This window comes from Vibrio pectenicida (genome assembly GCA_024347015.1).
Classification (GTDB): Bacteria; Pseudomonadota; Gammaproteobacteria; order Enterobacterales; family Vibrionaceae; genus Vibrio; species Vibrio pectenicida.
In genome coordinates this window covers 1,640,997-1,659,594 of record AP024889.1, presented here as the reverse complement: position 1 = coordinate 1,659,594, position 18,598 = coordinate 1,640,997, and the positions used below count along the sequence as shown (strand labels likewise).

Annotated in this window: 19 protein-coding genes; 15 read left to right on the top strand and 4 right to left on the bottom strand. The window is 39.8% G+C overall.

Going from position 1 to position 18,598, the window contains the following annotated elements:
* The 14 genes from sctF (at position 1) to OCV27_RS07800 (ending at position 12,187) form a co-directional block, all read left to right on the top strand.
* A complete protein-coding gene (gene sctF / locus OCV27_RS07865) occupies positions 1 to 216 on the top strand; it encodes a type III secretion system needle filament subunit SctF (RefSeq protein WP_125321591.1) in 216 nt (71 codons plus the stop codon).
* Positions 213 to 518, top strand: a complete 306-nt coding sequence (locus OCV27_RS07860) for an EscG/YscG/SsaH family type III secretion system needle protein co-chaperone (RefSeq protein WP_125321593.1) — start codon at positions 213 to 215, stop codon at positions 516 to 518. Before sctF ends, OCV27_RS07860 begins: the two co-directional genes overlap by 4 nt.
* Positions 508 to 813, top strand: coding sequence for a type III secretion system inner rod subunit SctI (gene sctI / locus OCV27_RS07855; RefSeq protein ID WP_125321594.1), 306 nt, complete (start codon positions 508 to 510; stop codon positions 811 to 813). Before OCV27_RS07860 ends, sctI begins: the two co-directional genes overlap by 11 nt.
* Positions 810 to 1,544, top strand: a complete 735-nt coding sequence (sctJ, locus tag OCV27_RS07850; RefSeq protein WP_125321596.1) for a type III secretion system inner membrane ring lipoprotein SctJ — start codon at positions 810 to 812, stop codon at positions 1,542 to 1,544. The genes sctI and sctJ overlap by 4 nt, the downstream gene beginning before the upstream one ends.
* 2 nt (positions 1,545 to 1,546) lie before the next feature.
* Positions 1,547 to 2,125 carry a type III secretion system domain-containing protein gene (locus tag OCV27_RS07845; RefSeq protein WP_125321598.1) on the top strand — a complete coding sequence of 193 codons (579 nt, stop codon included), beginning with the start codon at positions 1,547 to 1,549 and terminating at the stop codon, positions 2,123 to 2,125.
* On the top strand, positions 2,122 to 2,784 hold the full coding sequence (locus OCV27_RS07840; RefSeq protein ID WP_125321600.1) for a type III secretion protein: 663 nt from the start codon (positions 2,122 to 2,124) through the stop codon (positions 2,782 to 2,784). Before OCV27_RS07845 ends, OCV27_RS07840 begins: the two co-directional genes overlap by 4 nt.
* A gap of 3 nt (positions 2,785 to 2,787) precedes the next feature.
* Positions 2,788 to 3,801, top strand: a complete 1,014-nt coding sequence (locus OCV27_RS07835; RefSeq protein ID WP_125321602.1) for an HrpJ domain-containing protein — start codon at positions 2,788 to 2,790, stop codon at positions 3,799 to 3,801.
* Between the two features lie 23 nt (positions 3,802 to 3,824).
* Positions 3,825 to 6,716, top strand: a complete 2,892-nt coding sequence (locus OCV27_RS07830) for a hypothetical protein (protein WP_125321604.1) — start codon at positions 3,825 to 3,827, stop codon at positions 6,714 to 6,716.
* Positions 6,717 to 6,821: 105 nt separating this feature from the next.
* Entirely contained in the window at positions 6,822 to 7,190 is a 369-nt protein-coding gene (locus OCV27_RS07825) for a hypothetical protein (RefSeq protein WP_125321606.1), read from the top strand.
* Positions 7,181 to 9,226 carry an EscV/YscV/HrcV family type III secretion system export apparatus protein gene (locus OCV27_RS07820; protein ID WP_125321608.1) on the top strand — a complete coding sequence of 682 codons (2,046 nt, stop codon included), beginning with the start codon at positions 7,181 to 7,183 and terminating at the stop codon, positions 9,224 to 9,226. The genes OCV27_RS07825 and OCV27_RS07820 overlap by 10 nt, the downstream gene beginning before the upstream one ends.
* A complete protein-coding gene (locus tag OCV27_RS07815) occupies positions 9,210 to 10,529 on the top strand; it encodes a FliI/YscN family ATPase (RefSeq protein ID WP_125321610.1) in 1,320 nt (439 codons plus the stop codon). Before OCV27_RS07820 ends, OCV27_RS07815 begins: the two co-directional genes overlap by 17 nt.
* A gap of 6 nt (positions 10,530 to 10,535) precedes the next feature.
* Entirely contained in the window at positions 10,536 to 10,928 is a 393-nt protein-coding gene (locus tag OCV27_RS07810; RefSeq protein ID WP_125321612.1) for a hypothetical protein, read from the top strand.
* Positions 10,921 to 11,367: a hypothetical protein gene (locus OCV27_RS07805; RefSeq protein ID WP_125321613.1), complete on the top strand. Its 447-nt coding sequence runs from the start codon at positions 10,921 to 10,923 to the stop codon at positions 11,365 to 11,367. Before OCV27_RS07810 ends, OCV27_RS07805 begins: the two co-directional genes overlap by 8 nt.
* Positions 11,360 to 12,187 carry a hypothetical protein gene (locus OCV27_RS07800; protein WP_125321615.1) on the top strand — a complete coding sequence of 276 codons (828 nt, stop codon included), beginning with the start codon at positions 11,360 to 11,362 and terminating at the stop codon, positions 12,185 to 12,187. The genes OCV27_RS07805 and OCV27_RS07800 overlap by 8 nt, the downstream gene beginning before the upstream one ends.
* A gap of 97 nt (positions 12,188 to 12,284) precedes the next feature.
* Here OCV27_RS07800 and OCV27_RS07795 read toward each other — a convergent pair whose 3' ends face one another.
* The 4 genes from OCV27_RS07795 to OCV27_RS07780 all read right to left on the bottom strand — a co-directional run bounded on the left by OCV27_RS07795 (position 12,285) and on the right by OCV27_RS07780 (position 18,193).
* On the bottom strand, positions 12,285 to 13,337 hold the full coding sequence (locus OCV27_RS07795; RefSeq protein ID WP_125321616.1) for a hypothetical protein: 1,053 nt from the start codon (positions 13,335 to 13,337) through the stop codon (positions 12,285 to 12,287).
* 80 nt (positions 13,338 to 13,417) lie between these two features.
* On the bottom strand, positions 13,418 to 15,031 hold the full coding sequence (locus tag OCV27_RS07790) for a D-arabinono-1,4-lactone oxidase (RefSeq protein ID WP_125321618.1): 1,614 nt from the start codon (positions 15,029 to 15,031) through the stop codon (positions 13,418 to 13,420).
* Between the two features lie 67 nt (positions 15,032 to 15,098).
* Positions 15,099 to 16,940, bottom strand: coding sequence for a carotenoid oxygenase family protein (locus tag OCV27_RS07785; RefSeq protein WP_125321620.1), 1,842 nt, complete (start codon positions 16,938 to 16,940; stop codon positions 15,099 to 15,101).
* A 980-nt stretch (positions 16,941 to 17,920) separates the two neighbouring features.
* A complete protein-coding gene (locus OCV27_RS07780; RefSeq protein ID WP_125321622.1) occupies positions 17,921 to 18,193 on the bottom strand; it encodes a helix-turn-helix domain-containing protein in 273 nt (90 codons plus the stop codon).
* A 266-nt stretch (positions 18,194 to 18,459) separates the two neighbouring features.
* Between OCV27_RS07780 and OCV27_RS07775 the strand changes: the two genes are divergently transcribed.
* Positions 18,460 to 18,597 carry a hypothetical protein gene (locus tag OCV27_RS07775; RefSeq protein ID WP_185759789.1) on the top strand — a complete coding sequence of 46 codons (138 nt, stop codon included), beginning with the start codon at positions 18,460 to 18,462 and terminating at the stop codon, positions 18,595 to 18,597.
* Position 18,598: the final 1 nt, after the last annotated feature.

The window sequence follows — 18,598 nt, the reverse complement described above, 5'->3', positions numbered from 1 at the left end:
ATGGATCTCAATGCAATTATTAATCATTTATCTCAAATGTCGGCTCAATCAGCACAAGACATAAAAACTAAAATGACCCAGGCTGACCCCAATAATCCTGATGAAATGCTAAAGGCCCAGTTTGCTGTACAGCAATATTCAAATTTTATGGGATATGAGAGTGCTTTAATCAAAGCGGTCAAGGACATGGTGCAGGGGATCATTTCGAAAATATGAAAAGTTCAGATAAACAACTTCTTGTTGAAGCTGCGCTAGCAGCAGCCAATCATCGGCTGGAGAAACATGCAGTAAGTATAATGACTGCTTTTCCTCATCTTATTACAGATGAAACCGATAGGCGTATTTGTGAAAGCTTGATTTATTTTGCTTTGGATAAAAGAGCGCAGGCAGTTCGTTCTCTTAATGGTTTGCATACAGCTCAAGCGGAAGGATTACGTTTTCTTTATACCTCGTCGGCTGAGAATGCGGACACGAAAACAATTTGTTCACTCATTACTGGAGGCCACGATGGAGATTAGTGCAATAGCTAGAGCGACATCCGCTGCATTGGAAAAACAGACAGAACCCGTTAACCCGGATAAGGGATTAGTGGATAAATTCAGTCAGCTGATGCAACAGGGAACACAAGAAACTTCAAAACTAAGTGAATTGGTTGGTCCTTCGCAAATGACGGGATCTTCGGTGGGTATTTCACCTGAGCAAGTGATCGAAAGTCAAAAGTTAGTGACACGTGCGTTAGTAGAAGTGGATTTAGCAGCCAAAACAGCAGGAAGCCTTTCTCAATCGATCAATAAACTGGTGACAATGCAATGAAGAAATTCAGATGGTTAACTCTAGTTTTAGCTCTTTTTTTGGCAGGCTGTAAGGTCGAGCTTTATCAAAACCTTCCTCAGTCAGAAGCAAACCAAATGGTTGCATTACTTATGCTCAACCATATTGAGGTTGGCTCAGATACGGATGCTAAAACAGGTAAAGTAACCCTAAAAATTGAAAAAGATCAATTCATTAATGCTGTCGAAATATTGAGACAAAATGGATATCCGAAAGCTGATTATGTGGGTATTGAGCAGTTATTTCCATCTGGGCAACTTGTTTCTTCTCCTGCACAGGAAGAAGCAAAAATGAGCTATCTAAAAGAGCAACAACTAGAACGAACTTTATCTAGTATGGATGGAGTTATCAGCGCTCGAGTTTCTATCGCTCAAAATATTAAAAGTGGTTCAAGTAACCATTCAACTAATACGGATAAGTCCGCTGCTATATATATAAAGTATTCGCCAGAAGCGAACTTAAGTAGCTCAGAAGCTCAAATACGTAATTTGATAAAAAATTCTGTACCAGATCTTCACTATGAAAATATTAGTTTGTTCTTACAACCAGCCGATTTTCGTTATCAACCTGTTGTTCAGCCAAACAATGGCTCTGATTGGGGTGATATTCAAAACTGGTTTGTCGCTAACAAAACGCCAGTTACGATTAGTCTTGGAAGTATATTTATTGCTGGTGTTGCTTGCTTGGCATTAAGCCGTAGAAGGGAAAGCTAAGTATGAATGTAGAAGTTATCCAACTTAATAAATCCTTGCGTCAAGTAAGTTCCAGGCTTCACTCTCAGTGGTGGACAAAGCTTGACCTTGAACCTTGGCAAGACATAGCAAAAAACAATGAATTAATTAGTCAAAGGTTGGATAACGTAATATTAAGCCGTTTAGGGCATGAGCAATTGTGGCTAACAGAGGACAGTGAAGTTGTCCTGAAGTCGTTGTCATTATTACATAGGTTACCTTTGCTATTAACCGCTGCTGGTTTGATAGTCCAAAACTGCCCAGACTACATCTGGGATAATCACTATCGTAAGGTAATGCAAAGCATATTTAGCCAATCTCAGATAGAACAGCTAATTGCATTATGGCCATTTACTAATGAGCCGCCAGTATGGACACCAAATAATATGTTGGAAAAAGCCGAATATTTTTCAGCTAGTGCGCTATATCATTCTTGGAGTTCACATCCATTTTGGCCAATGTTATCACTTAGCTTGCCAGTATTAGAAAAGCCTATTGAATTGTCTGAGATTGAGAGTGCAAATGTTGTGAGTTGGATATTCAGATTGGAGAAATTTCTATGAATCCGTTTTGTATCTCTGTAACGCACTGTGATCTTGAAAAAACAGCAGAGACAGTATCAAAACATAGTATTGAATCAGCTATTCGTACTGTAAAAAATGAAAGTAAAGCGCGTCGTCGTATAGCAGCGAGTATTCTTCATGCGCGAATTAAGCGAGATCAGGCTTATCAACGAGCAGAACAAATACTTGAGGAAGCTAACCAAAAAGCAGAACAATTGGAAAATACATGGAAAGAAGATGCTCAGCGACAAGCAATTAATGAGTCTCTTACTTGGTATGTTGAGCAAGCTGATTTAGAACGAAGTCTAATTGATAACATGAAAGATAGGATACGTCAGCAAGTACGCAATGTTATCGAGAAGTGGTCAACTGAACAGGATATTAGCCAGTTTATGATTAAACGACTTAGTGATCAGATTGCGCTACAAAGCTGTCAACAAAGTTTAATCTTGTTCGTTTCTCACGAGCATTATTCAGCGATGCAGCAAACATTTGGTGAGTATCTAACTGTTAAAATAAAAACTGAATTAAACCACAGCCAAGCACAGTTAGTGTCAGAACATTTGATTGTTCGACTTGACCTCGAGCAGCACTTACAAACCCTGCTTGACTCTTTTTCACACAGTAATAGCTTGCAATCTACAGTATGCGGGGAGTAATTAATGAGAGTTGATGGAAACATGCATGCGGAATTTCAGACTTTTTCTCACAACACAACTAGTACAGGCGTTACCAACGAATCGACAGCTGCTTTAGCAAGTGAAGCACTGGCTGAAGTGAGAGAAGAAGCATTAGAAGAAACGATGGAAGGATTAAGCCTTGGGCTAAGTAGCATAATGAAAAAGCTTAATCTGGCAGATAAGGCCCAGGATTCTATGCTCAATGGTATGGAGAAACTTCTCCAGCAAATGGACAAAATGGCACTTCAATCGATCAATCGTATGTGCGAGCAACTGTCTCAGTTAAAAAATGCCAATCAAGTTTTCACTGCATTAGAACAGTCAGGGTTAGATAAAGGAAAAATCGCGCTGATTTTAACGTCTTTGATGAGCTTTAAAGGCTTAGACCCGACAATGAAGAAAGAGCTGAAGAAGCGTTTGAATGAAATATTGGCTGAGGAAGGCATTGAGCTTGAAATTATAGCGGCAGCGCAAGGTATGAATGTTGATAAAGAAGGATTACGGGCACTTCGTCAATTATATCAGCATGCTAAACGCGGCGAGCAAGGGCTAGCGCATTGGTTTGAATTATTAAAACAGCATCAGGATAGATGCCAATATATCCGTATTCTTATTCGGTCAATGTCTGAACCACTTGACGAAGGCCAAAAACGTGATGATATGGTAATGATTGCTGCTGCAATAGTCGACTTAAAAAGATTATTGCTTTTTCTGACATTTGAAGATCATTGTAGTGCACTTTCCCGGTCTATGGGCTTAGATATTTCCCTCGTCATGTCTAAAACAATTGAACTACTTGAGCAGTCATGGGTTTATCCTGATGCTTTGTCACTCATGATTAGTCAATTAAATTTACCTGATGAGCGCAAAGTTGTTTTTTTACGCCGCTGGAAAGACTTAATGGCAGTAATGTCGGAAATATGTTACCGCGATCCAGAACAAAAAGAGCACGTACAAGAAGCCATGCTTGAACTTCTAGACCAATGGAACGAATGATAAAAGGTTGGGAGAGAACAAAAATGAATCATGAATTACTGCTTCGTCGGCTATTTGATGAGTGCCAAACTACCGCGCCAAATAGCGATTTAGATAAAGTTGACTCTGCATTAACACTTGTTGAAGAATATAAAAATGATTGGAAGGTTAATTCGAATGAGTATAAGGCATTTCAACAGTTTTATTCATCATCATCAGTAGCACTTAAATCATCGATGACACTAGAGATGGCAAGGCTATGCTTTGACTTAATTATTGAGTGTCCAGAATTGAATAGTGAAAACCTAGCCAATTGTTTATCTGAAAAGCTTGTTCAGTATGCCTCGGATATGTCGATGGCAAATATGCGAATACTCTCAGAAATATTGGCTGAAAAAATTCCTACACTTGGCGATAGTGTGGAAGTTTCATTCCCAAAATCAGAGCAAAAAGCGCAGCTTGGTGCAATTCAACTTATCACACAAGCATTGAGAAAAAGCCAAGTACAATTAAGTGATGAACAAAATGGTATAGATGAACGTTTAGATTTCTCTAGGAAGATGAGTAATCTTCATTTTGGTGCAGCTGTATTTAAGGACTATTTTCAGCAATTAATGGATTCGGATGCTAACCAAGAAGATCAGTTTGAAGCAACTATATGGGCTATTACTGGGCAGGAATGGAAAGTATCAAAAAATGATAAATTGGTACCAAGCGACTATAAAGATTACGATGATCTTAACTTCAACACTATTGTTAAAAAAGAATTGCAAGAATATCAACCGATTAACGATATTCAACAAATAGCTCAAAATGTTGTCCAAGCGCAGCATCGTGTATTTTGGCTTGACCAACGAAATACCGTTAGTTATGAATTAAACAATAATGCTGGGGTTGATATTTACTCTGATGTTGAAAGCAATCGACTAGTAGATAGTATTATCCAAAATCTTCCAAGTTATTCGGATTACATAGAAGAAAAAAAATCTGCACTATTAGCTTATGTCACTGCCTTAGAAGTACTACTAAATCAGATCAAGGCTGTAGGTCATGAGGTAACAAATCAGGTCGTATCGATAAGTCGTAAAGCAAAGCAGCAATTAGAGTGCTTCACTGAGCTACAGAGGCACTGTTACGCTGTGCAGCAAGTACTGGATACCAAAGTACTATTGGGTAATAAGTTAATCCGAATAGAAACCATGTTAGATCATACTATAGTTTCTATTGCTAAGCGTATAAATTTAAAGGGTTTCCTGTCGTTTCTACCTCCTTTGCGAACAAACAATGAGAGGGTTAGAGAGTTAGTCAAAGAGCGAACGGACCTTCAAAGCAAACTAAAAAAGCAAGAGTGCAGTCATATTAAATCGAGCATAGAGTTAATTAATGAAGAGATTAATTTTCTCGATGATGATTATCAAAGACGATTACTACAGTTGACTCAGTTTGATCGACAGGTAAAACAGAAAAAAGGTTATCCGGATGTTAGTGGGAACAGTCTTGAATCATGGGCTGCATGGGTCAAACAGAATGTCTCAGGTAGTTTGTCAGGGGATTATCGTCCTGACAAGAGCATACTACTTTTAGATCGTCAGATGGCCAAGTCTGGTATAAATAGTTATACGGAAGCGTACAAAAAACTCTTTGTAAGGTTATCGTCTAGTCAGGAAACGAGTAGCTATAGTGGTGTTAAAAAAGTTTTTGTTGATTTACACTACTGGGCTACATCTCACTCAATTGAGTCACAAGTTTTTGCTGGTAATCTAACCCATGCATTTCAAATAATTGGCACAAACAGTTGCTGGTTTGGTAACGACTTAGCTACGACGGCTTCAACCATATGGAGTGCTGGGACGGTTGAAAAACAGGTCAAGGATATCCTTCAAGGACACCGAGAGTATTTACCTAGCCAAGGGACTTTATTCATGACTCCAGAGATGATTGCATTACTGCACCTTGCTCAGAGTGCACCCTATATGGCTGCTGCAATGAAAGGGCTTACTGGAGGAAGCGTCATGGCTAATGGTGCAGGATTACTTGTATCCGCTTTAATGCCAGCAGTCGCTATTGCTCAACCAATGGAAAAAATGTTGGATAGCATGGTGCAATCATGGTCTGAAAATAAAGTGGCGAATATTGTTACTCAACAAAGAACTACTGAAGTCATGGTTAATGCACTGATGAAAGGAATAATAAAACCAGAATGTTATAAAAATTGTGCGCAGCTGATCGAATGTTATTCGATACAACGTCAGGCGTTACAAAATATTGAAGAGCTCTCAAAAGGTTGTTTTAAAAATAATAAGTTAGGAATAATACGTCGCATTTGGCAGAGTGTGAGTAATACATGGTCTGAGATGGATTGGAAAGCAAAATTTTTTGCTGTGATAACTACTACCGCACTATCCATCGGTACAGCTACAATTTCAGCACTTGTTGTTATCTCCATTGTCGGTACTGCAGGCATTTCTTTTGCAGTAGCAGTTCTTGCCGGGTTTGGATCAATGTGTATGGGGGGCTACTTTGCTAGAAGAGTGATAAATATCATAGTAGCCAGTGATTTTCTGGGAATGAATAATGCTAATGAAATAGCCAGACAGAAAATGACTCAACAACGTATTGACCAAGCACTTAAACGGTTGGGATCTAAGTCAAATAGTAAGCACTTGATTGAGTTGCTTAGAAGTTCACTTAAAGATACTGGAAAGTCACTTGATCTCAATGCTGTACCGGTTGAACAACAAGAACAATCGCTGCGTGATGAGTTTATTAAAGCTGCTAAGGAGATAGATACAGGTTTAGCGAGTCAATATAAAAAAATACGTGAAAAAGATGTCGCGTCTGCACAAGCTATTACGCCACAAACTATCGACCGAGCCAAATGGTACGAGTGTTATGATGATATTATGAAATTCATAGCAAAGTATGCCGTTACCTAGCGATCTCTGCCCCAACATAGTCTGGGGCTATTTTCAGGTGTAGACCTGATATTTTTCTAATCCAAATCACGACATCATATGGTTATAGGCTAGATAGGAGTGATTATGGACCTACAAGTGTTAAGAAACGTAGAGCAACTGGTTTCTTTACTTCGGCTTCCTCAAACAGAGGTAGCCGAAATCCTCGAGATACATCAATCACCTTATGGTTTGAGACTTGAAGTGATAGGTGAGCGCTTGATGCTAACCTCATGGCTACTTGAAATTGATAGCCTGGAATTAGATTACGCCCTTAAACAAAATCAACCAGAACGCTTTAAGGGCTTACCTCAACGCTTATTCATTATTAAAAATAAACTTTTTATAAGCGCATTGTGTCCATCTCAATTTGATGCACGTCAGTGGTTTTGGGTATGTAAGAAACAACGTGAGTTTCTTATACAGCTTGTGGGAGGAAAGAACGTATGTCAGTAGCAACTCGTTGGCTGGCTAAAGCTGCTGGTAGGCAAGATATTGTTTTAAGTGCGATGTTAATTATTGCGGTTTTCATGATGATTCTACCGCTACCGACTACATTGGTCGACGTATTGATTGCTCTTAATCTTGGTATGTCGATTATCTTACTGATGATAGCAATCTATATTCGAGATCCACTCGAGTTTTCCGCATTTCCTTCAATGTTATTGATAACAACTCTGTATCGTTTAGCATTGACTATTAGCACTAGTCGATTAATTTTGCTGCAGCATGATGCTGGTGAAATCGTCTACACCTTTGGTGACTTTGTGGTAGGAGGCAATCTCGCAGTTGGTATCATTGTCTTTGCCATCATTACCATAGTTCAGTTTATTGTAATTACTAAAGGCTCAGAGCGTGTAGCTGAGGTAAGTGCAAGATTCTCTCTCGATGGGATGCCAGGCAAACAGATGAGTATCGACGGTGATATGCGTGCTGGAATCATCGATGCCAAAGAAGCGAAACGTCAGCGTTCTGTGGTTCAAAAAGAAAGTCAACTTTATGGTGCAATGGATGGTGCGATGAAGTTTGTTAAAGGTGATGCGATTGCAAGTGTTATCGTTATTTTAACAAATATTTTTGGTGGTATTGCAGTAGGTGTATTACAACATAATATGTCTGCATCTGAGGCAATTAGTACGTATGCTATTTTATCTGTGGGCGATGGACTTATAGCTCAAATTCCTTCGCTTCTTATCTCAATTACAGCAGGCTTAATTGTCACGCGTGTTCCTGGTGAAACAAAAAATAACCTTGCTAATGAGCTTGTCGAACAAATTTGCCGCCAACCTTCTTCACTTCAAATGGCAGCTGCAGTAATGTTTGTATTTGCCATTATTCCAGGATTTCCTTGGTTTGTATTTGCGCCACTAGGCATGGCTGTTATGGGAGCTTCGTTTTGGATTACACGGGAAAATAAGAGCAAAGAAAATAACCAAGGATTTTCATCTCCGGCGGCAAAAGATGAAGGTAATGATCAAGAGATGACACCAGGCGCTGTGCCCTTAATGCTAGCGATAGGTAGTAAGGTTATGGAAGATAATCTCGCCAAATCGTTACAGACTCTTAGATGGAAATTATTCGAAAAGCTTGGATTGCCACTACCGGAAATTCAGCTCCAGATCTTACGAAATGAAAAAAGTGATGAATTTGAATTGTTCCTATACCAAGAGCCAATCGTCAAGCTCAATATTCCAGAACAAACACTGTTAGTTTTGACAAAGATTGATGGAATAGAAGGTCAACAAAGCAAATTGGCTTTTAACCAGCAAATATTGCATTGGTATTCATTCGATTCTATGGCGAATATTGAGCAGTCTGGGGTCGAATATTATCAAGGTAATGAAATAGCTAACTATCTTGTTGAAGCTGCTACACAGCACTATGCAAAAGAATTCCTTGGTGTACAGGAAACTCGTTATCTTATGGATTCTATGGAGATGCGTTACTCTGAGCTGGTAAAGGAGTTACAGCGGTTATTGCCAGTAAGCAAAATAACAGAAATATTACAACGTCTTGTAGAAGAGAATATATCTATTCGAGATCTGCGAACAATATTTGAAACACTAGTTGAATGGGCATCTAAAGAAAAAGACACGATTATGTTAACAGAGTATGTGCGCGTAGCTTTAAGAAGACATATCAGGCGTAAGTTCACTGCCAAAGAAGGTTGGATACCAATGATTTTAATTGGTGATGCAATAGAAAATCAGATTCGTGAATCGATACGCCAGTCTGCGGTTGGGTCATATAGTGCTCTTGATCCTGAAGATGAACAAAAAATCATTGCTTTGATTAAAGATAAGTTACCCAATCATATCCCATGCGTTGTATCTACATCTTTAGATGTAAGACGATTCCTGAGAAAGATTATTGAACCATCAATGCCAATGACGCCTGTACTTTCATTTCAAGAAATTGGTGAAGATGCAAGCATTAAAGTTATTGCACAGGTTGATATTTTAGCGGAGGTCCCAAATGCAATTGCCGGATAGCACTCAATTGACAGAAACACTTGAGAAAGAGCTTTTTCCCGCGTTACCTGATGCGAAGCCTTTTCGTCGTTTCGGTAAAATCCTCGAAGTTACATCGACTTTAATTCGTTCGACCTTACCTGAAGCTAAATTGGGAGAGCTTTGTTTAATAGGTAGTCATCTTCAAGCTGAAGTAGTCGCAATTAAAGGGGAGGAAGCGTGGCTTTCTCCATTTCAAAGTACAACAGGTATTGGTATTGAAATGCATGTTGAACCTCTGGGGCACGGACACAGAGTGAAAGTTAGTTCAGAGCTCTTAGGACGAGTTGTGGATGGGCTAGGTCGACCAATGGAGCAAGAAGATTGGTTAGGTCAATGGCGTGATAATCAAGGAGAAGCACCAGATCCGCTTAAACGTAAACTCATTAGCAAAGTGATGCGAACAGGAGTTAGAGCAATAGACTCGACACTAACTTTGGGTGTCGGACAGCGGATGGGTATTTTTGCCGCCGCTGGTGGAGGAAAAAGTACCCTTTTAGGAATGCTTGCCGGAAACTGTGAAGCTGATGTCATCGTTTTAGCATTGGTTGGAGAACGAGGCAGAGAAGTTCGTGAATTTATTGAATATTGTTTACCCCCTGAAGTAAGAAAAAAGACAGTGCTTGTAGTAGCAACGTCTGACAAACCACCTCTTGAGCGCATGAAAGCAGCATTAACAGCAACAACAATTGCTGAATTTTTTAGGGATCGGGGTGGCAATGTATTACTAATGGTTGACTCGGTGACTCGTTTTGCACGAGCAGGAAGAGAGATAGGCCTGGCTGCGGGAGAACCTCCTGTAGCAAATGGCTTTCCGCCTAGTGTATTTGTTCAATTAGCTTCACTACTTGAACGTGCAGGTCCTTCCCCAGTAGGGAGTATTACAGGGATATACACAGTATTGGTTGAAGGTGACAATATGAATGAACCTGTTGCTGATGAAGTGCGTTCTATTTTAGATGGTCATATTGTCTTATCACGTAAACTTGCTGGTGCTGGCCATTACCCAGCAATTGATGTTAACGCAAGTGTAAGCCGGGTTATGGATCAGATTGTAACTGCGCAGCACAAAAATGACGCAAAACATGTAAGACATCTGCTTGCTTTGTATCAAGATGTTCAGCTGTTAATTCGAGTTGGAGAATATCAACGTGGCCAAGATCCGATGACAGATGAAGCTGTGGATAAATTTTCTGAAATAGAACGGTTTCTGTGTCAAGAAACTACTGAGGTGGCACAGTTTAAAGATACGTTAAATAATTTGAATTATTTATGTGCGAGTTAACGAGTTATGTTACTCACTCCCGAAGAAAATACGTTTATAAAGCAGCTTATTGCTCTTCGTAAACGTAAAGAAGAAAGGCTACAAATCCGGTGGAATAAACTAGATGAAGAACAAATTAACTGTAAAAATGAGCGTCAAATCGCTTATCAATTATGGTCTGAGTCTCGAGAGTTACTTGTTATTTCAGAGCACCCTCAACAGCCACTAAGCCGTAATGAGCTTAATCAGTTGCTTAGTGATAGGCGTAGCCAATATGCACAGGAAAGGGCGAGAGCCGAGAAAATAGATTATTGGGATCGACGTGTTGAGCAACTTGATACTGAAAAAGCTGAATTAGTCCGTCAGAAATCAGTGTTAATTAAGGGGCAAGAAAAGCTAAAAGGGGTCCTAAATGAGTAATAAAATTGAACCATGTTCTTCACGAAGTTGGCGTATTGAAGGTGTAACTTCTAGGCGAGATTCTGATCCTGAATTACGACAAAAGTTTTTTTCTTTATTTGCCAGTAGAGATGGAATAGATAAACGCGATGGTAAAAATGAACTTTCTACTAGTTTGACTCAGTCAGTTGTGAATCAACTGTCTGAAGTTAATCACATAGTGAGATGGCGAAATACTGAGATACTAAGGGGCGAAAATAGCCTTACATTTCGTTTGTTGAATGGACCAATGATGGGGTTAACTATTACTGCTTCATGGGAAAACCAGATTGTTATACTGAGACTAAAGCCTAAAAATAACAAACAAAATGAAGCCATTACACGTATGACGCCCAAGATTTCCGCTCGTTTATCTCAATCAAAAATCCCATTTAAAATGGAGATAATAAATTATGAATAACTTAATTGATTTGGCAAAAGTCATAGGCTCGGGTTTGACCAATCAGAATTGTTACTTGTCCCTTCAGAAAGTTAATCAGCAAGAAGGAACGTTTTGGCCATATCGTGGGGATGCTAAAAGTGGAATTTGGTGTAGCCACTCTGACTGGGCTGCGGCTGTCATGCAAATTTCATCATTGAGTACAGTTCCTGATGACTTAATGCCAGCAATGATTGCAGGCGTTTTTTCTATAGTGAGTGTTCCATTTGTCAGAGACATTAATACTCAAGGAGAGGCTACTAGTTTACCAAGTGATATATATCCGGTGGTTCAGTGTGACGGTTATCAATTTGTCCTGGTGGGCTTTTCGTCAGCGTGGATAAAACGCCTTACAGTCAGCTGGACTACCTATTCTGCTCCCCCTATTAAAGTCAAGGTACCATTAATATCTGGTTATATGCTTGATCCTAAACCAGCGTTGGAAGGTGAGGGGATATGGTTGAAAGATGGCCACAACCCAGATACAGGCACAGCAATTTTGTGGTGGGGAAAGCCCGTTGCAAGTGTTCAATATCATGAAGAAAAGAGTTGGTTTGTGCGTAACATATATGCTCCTTATTCTCTATCAGAGCAAGTCAGCTACGTTCAGATCGCGACTCTTGATATGGACTTACAAGATATAATGTTACTTGATACTAATCAGGAATTCGAAGCAGATTTAATTTGTGAAGCAGAAAGTAAACTTATTTCAAATGGTCAATGTGTTGCCAGAGGAGAGTTACTAGTTAGTCAAGATGGAATCGTATTCTACACTAATGAGTTATTTGAAAATGTAGCTTAGTATCCTCTAATGTTTGGCTTATATACTACTTATATTTCAGGTTATACATTTATGTAGGAGAAGCGGAAAGCATACTTTCCGCTGTCTGCTCTATGGTTTAATTAGGTAGTGCGTCACAATAAAATGGACCACTGAATTCCAATAACGCTTGGTCCATAGAAATAGACTCTTCTAATTGGCCGAATTCGTAAAGAGAGAATTGAACATTTGCCATCATTGATTTCATATATTTTTGTTCCCCACCAAAGATGATGACTGAAGGAAACTCCAAAGGATAAAAACTCTCAAATGGCGATGTTATTTCCATAATCATCTTATACCGTATTTTATTCATCTCGAGTTTGAAATAGCCTGTACAAGAATCATACTCGCGCTTCACCGATAGGTTGCCAACTGCAGGATAGAAGATGAGGTCATACTTGTCAGAAATATACCTACCAGCCCAAAGTTCAATGTTAGATGTACCGACCTTAGCACCTGTAAACATATAGTAGAGCTCATCAGATAGTCCCATGCTGTATATCATACCCGCGCTTGATTCCTTGTCATACCAACCTTTATCAACTTGCGCATGACCTGAACCAAATAGTGAACGTATACCATCAGAAAAAGTGTATTGAATCGGCGTCCCAACAGTGTAAAGGAACCACTTTCCTCCAACCCCAGGTATTTCTGGGATGATACCAAATGGTGTCTGCCCAGGGTTTGAACCTCGCCAGTAGTAAGCATGTTCACCATCCCATCTCATGGTAAAATTAAAATCATTATAAGTAACTTCTAGCTGATCTTGGTTGGCCATCACTACTCCGGGAATTTCATAGTGAAACTGCTCAACATCATTAAATCCCTTTAAGATAAGATCATCTCGAAAAATATCGTATTTTACAGTTTTGCCATTGAGTGGGGTGAAAGCTAAATGAACATAAGCCTTAGGAGTGGGAGTATTAAAATTTGGAGCAATGTATGTTTGCAAACTTATTTTAAAATAGCCGACATCTGGTACCGCAATATTGTAAAACCATTGCTCTGCCCATGTTTTATCCGAGCTTGGGGCATGTGGTCTAAGATCATCCAATGTAGTGGCATGCAACGTTGAGCAAAATAAGGTGAAAATAGTTATAAAAATAGTCGGTATGACTTTAAAACTCATAATCAAATGTTCCGTTAATTTCATTAAAAGTTGACGAACTAGGAATCAGCCGTACATCCACTACGGCTGATCATTAAATCCTACTTGCGACATATACGCGCTTGGTTGAAATAAAGTCCTTCTTGGCATTGACTACCTGACTGGCAGTGCTCATCTTCCTGACAGTAACATTCGCCGCGAACATTACATTCTGGTGTCAAATAGTCCTCCATTGGTATATCACCACTAACTCGCTCCCAGAATGGATTGGTGAACACATTGTGAGGGTCCAACTCAGCTTTGGCCTGTAAAAACTCGGGCCACATTGGAAATCGAGAAGGCATATCCTCAAATATCGCGATTGAGTTTTTCCCCCAGTGAGGACGAGCATTATATTTTCGTAGTGACATCTGCTCGATTTCAAGGTTGACGAAGTAATTTTTGGGCTCTTTTTTACCTTCTTGTCTCAGCGTATATTCAATACCGACAAAAGCACTTTCACGCCCAGAGCTCATTCCTAGATAGCTGTTCGATGCTTTTCCAAATCGAAAATAAATACCATTTAGCGGAAAACAAGTCCTAGGGTGCTCCGCAACAATCTTTCTTACGTCACTTATCCAATCAGGTAGTCGCTCAATATCAATTGCCACTTCTTGAAGGGCAATAGGGAGTCTATCCCAGATACACTTATTAGGATCTTTACATTTGAAATATTGCATTTGATCCGAAAAGCCTACAGGATTGTCAACTTTTTTACCTGTGATACTATCTTTGAAATAGGATTTGGCTCGGGCGTTATAGCGAGCGGTGGCTGCAAGACATTGCAAGCCTGCTCCTGGGAATTCATGCGCCGCGTTGAACAATAAGCCAAAGAAAAATTCTTCTGCGTCCGAGACATCGGCCTGAGCATTGTATGCTTGTCCTTGAGTTTCAAGTGGCACGGGATTGTAGAGAGTCGTGGTATATCTGCCAAGGCCTGGGAACCAAGCAATGTTAGCAGAATAATTATTTCGAGCGATATCTATTACGTTATCCTCTAGTCCACTGTCGTCACGGTATCCTGTTACTTCCGCTTTAACTTTGAACGCATCTTCTATCGCTAGAGTTACTTCAACGACCACACCTAATACACCCAAATTGACTCGTGCGGCATCAAGTAAATCTCCGTTCAAAATACGGACATTACCTTCACCGTCGACAATTTTAATTTGTGTTACATAGTCAGCGAGCATGTTGCTTGGTTTTTCCAAAGTAGAGCCATGAGTACCACTACCAAGCATTCCGCCTATGGTGAAAATAGCCAGCTCCGTGACCATGTTGATAGCATAACCTTGCTCACGAAGAAAATAATTTAAATCATTAAATCTCATTCCGGCTTCAACAGTAACGCGGTGACTATTCGCATCGAAATGAACGATTTTATCCATATTTTTAAGGGTTAATTGTACCTGTCCATTACCCGCGCAAGCTGCATCAATTTGACTAGCAAACTTACGATTCCCCGTCATGACTTTCTTTCCTCGCATTAGGGCATCTTTAACAACCTCTTGTACTCCCTCAATTGAATGAGGGTCATAGATAACCTCCGGATAACAGGTATGAGTTCCTTGGTAGTTAGAAATCTCATTTTCAGGTTCTTCGCTTTGTAGAGCATATGCTGTTCCAAAAGCGGCTAATATTAACGTTGTACTTAACGCTAAAGTTTTAACTTTCATCAAATATTCCTTTTTAAGCTTAGTTCCATTGGGCATTTACAATTTCAAACTTAACGTTATAAATACATCAGCCAAATCTGGGTAGGATTTGCTGCTCAATCACTTGACGAACAGCACGACGATGCTTGGGAGCTCGACGAGTAAAAAATTCTGCGATGTCAGCTTTATAAGCATTCATCGGCCTTGGGCCAATACTGGGGACCCAAAGTGCATGATTAGTGGTAGCAAAGTTCAATTCTGGGTGACCTAATATAGCTAAAGGTCCTTGGGCGAGATTTTGCGCATCAAACAGCCATATCTCTTTGCCGTTACCAGTATTATTGCTTGGGTTCTTACGCACCACAGCAGTAAAAACATACCCTTGATCTTGTCCATGGCTATTAGGTTTGGCCATAAACTGTGGAGTTCTCATTACACAGTCAGCAGGAAACTGGTAGGCGTCGGTTACAGACATCTGACGACAATCCATATGTATTAATGCTGAAGGCTGATCCTGTTGTGGTAATGAGCTATTAGTGAAAAACCGATTAGGGTAATCCTCATAAGCGTCTGCAACACGTTCTATGACATGCCCCTTTCTGTAGCCGACCGCAGCCCAATAAATATGGTCAAATTGCTCTGGAAACTGAAAATGCCCTCGATAGGCAGGGTCATTCATATCCCAAAAAAGTTGGTCATCTCTAATAAGCCTGAAATCACTCTTGATTTCATTTACAGAGTTACCTCTAACCTGAATTCTTGCCCGCACAAGCCCTCCAACATCGACAGGAGCAGCTGGATAACCCGCTAGATTATTAGCTACTCGTCCACCAAACAATAACTTATCTCTAATATATTGGGGCTCTGATTTATCCATCGCTCCTAGGTATTGGCCGTAAATAGTGATTTCATTTTCATGATCATCGTAATTACACATTACATCTGAGGTATCAAAATCGAGCTCAATATAATCAGCCGTGACAATGTCACGTCTTTCCTGTAAGTCTTTTTTACGGATTACCCAAACAGGCGTTCGATGCTGCTGAGCGTAGACGGAGCGAATACCAATCATTCTTAGTGGCTCAACTTGAGCGGCTGTTTCGAAAATAAGTACGTGGTTACGTGTCACTCCCAACGAGTGTGCTGTTGAGGCAATAAATGCTGGTCGGCCATCACGGCCGACAACTCTCCAACCACGTAGCTTACTTTGTTTATCCCATTTTAACAGACGGATGAAGCCATCCTTTGTACCTGTATTTGAGACATTTCCACCATAATTAATGGTATAGCATTCATCTGAATCGAGATCGAAGTAGGGGTGCCCTGTGGTACGTACTTGTGGAAATAGCCATTTATCAGGTGTCAAAGCGTCCATCCACGGAGGTAGGCTACTTTGCCACTCATCGTAATGACCAATTGGTGTAATAAGATCTAGAGTCATGGCATCAAACTCATAAGGAACACCGCCCTCATAACTGAGTGCAAATCTATTGTCACCAAGGTAGTTAGGCGCAGTATTGCAATAATTTACAAACCCCATAGTAGGGCTATGGTAAGCCATACCTCCGAGGAGGCTGAATTTATCGGGCCAGTAATCAATATGATTTTGCATAATTGCTGAAGGAGTATCGATCATTTTGCGAATAAACGACGATTTCTCTGGTGAAAAATCAATTCGACTCAACGCACCTCTACCGCTAGGAGTTAGATGATCTTGCTCAAGAGGAATGCCTTCAGCAAAAAAAACATGGCCTGTAATGTCATCAGGCAGTTGCCCATATAATAAATGCAGCTCCCCGTTAGAAGGGGTGAAGTTAGCGTGCATAATAGATTCAGGAAACAGAAAGCTTTCAGGCCCTGTAGAAGCAAACAATTGACTGGGTACAAACGCAGCTCCAGCCAAGCTTTTAAGAAATGTACGTCTTTGCATATTGTGGGTTTACATGTTTTAGAGTGAATACATTTGACAGTAGGAGAAATTTATAGACCTTATCGGGAAAAGTAGGGAACTATGAATTGTGGCAGATAAACACTGAAATATGCCCTTTAATTACACAGGTTTAAGTCAATAAAAAGATGTTTTTTTGAGGGGATATTGGCAGTGCTTTATGTCATCTACTAACTAAAGAATAAATGCAAATATACAGAAGATTCGCTATCCATACTACCATTGCTTATCTTTGTTGAGTGTTTGATTAATATTGAGTGCGATTAACCTCACTCAATATTAGGTTGTAAGAGTACGCTTCAGGATCTTCGCTTTAAGGATAAAAGCACCTGAACAAGGTAAGTAACTTATGTATATCAAAAACCTTTCAATTGGTAAAAAAATCGCGTTTTCGTTTGGGATCATTGCTGCTATGAATCTTGGGTTTGGTCTCATGATTTTGAGCGAGCTAAAAAATAATAGGGCCGAGCTTCTCAACTATACCGGCTCTTGAGCAAGTAGCCTTTGTTCGAGGCATAATGTCTCTTTGGCTGCGAGCCCAGTTCGCTGTATTTTCTATGAGCGATCAGAATAAGGTCCAGTCTACGATTGCCTCTAATTAAAAAATCCTAGATCAAATCAACACAGAGCTTGCCTCTACGGTAAAACCGTTTGGCCTGGTGAAGAAGAGCAGACATACAATCGCTTACAAAAGAAATTGTAATTTTTAACATTAATATCTAAGTTGAGCATCGTTAGATGAACTAATTAGATATTAGGTATTTTATGGTAAATATGATTATATTGAATGTCGTTATAAAAACCACTCATAAAACCAGAATAGAGCAAGGGTGCAGTCGAACTCTTTAATGTCAACTACGTAATTTAACATAACATACATAATGCGCACTTATAGAGGCAAAAAATAAAGGCATCTTTTCTAATTAAATCAATTAGATACCTTTACTTTTGGTCTCAAATAATTATGCTATTTTTTGGTTGTCTTCTAAACGTCTTAACGCTTCAATTGCACGGTTGTTTTTAGAACGTTCGGCAATGATTGCTAGCAATGTTAAATCTACATCTAACCTAAGCATATCTGCTATTTCACAAGCTATATCATCACTCATTGTGCCGCCTGTGCGCCACTTTTGAACTGAAGCTTGGCTAATATCTAAGTATCTAGCAACTTGGCGGTCACTAAGTAATTGTTTTTCAACTCTTAATCGGTTCAACAAGTCTAATGTTGTTATCATGTTTTCAACCTCCTAAGGCGAGTATATTGCACCCTGCGTGCGACATCCAAACAGTTGTCATGTGTCGAGTTAAAGTATTTAATATATTTCGTTCAAGTTGAAGTGGATTTTGTGAAGGCCGGTGATATTTGAACAAGTCAAGTCGGGAGACTTTACGATCCTTTTACAGCCCCCAAAGTGATTCGAAGCGCTACGGGGGCTATCTGATTAAAAGGATTTGAACAGCTTCTAAGTATTGACCAGAGAAAAAAAATAGGATCAAGATTATGTCAGTTACACGTCAAACCAAGCGCCAACAAGAAAAAGTAAGAACCCTCTCACTCGATATCATGCATCGTGCAATGGAAATCTCACAAACAACACAACACAACGAGTTCTTGGAACGCGCTAATAAGGCCGCTTAGT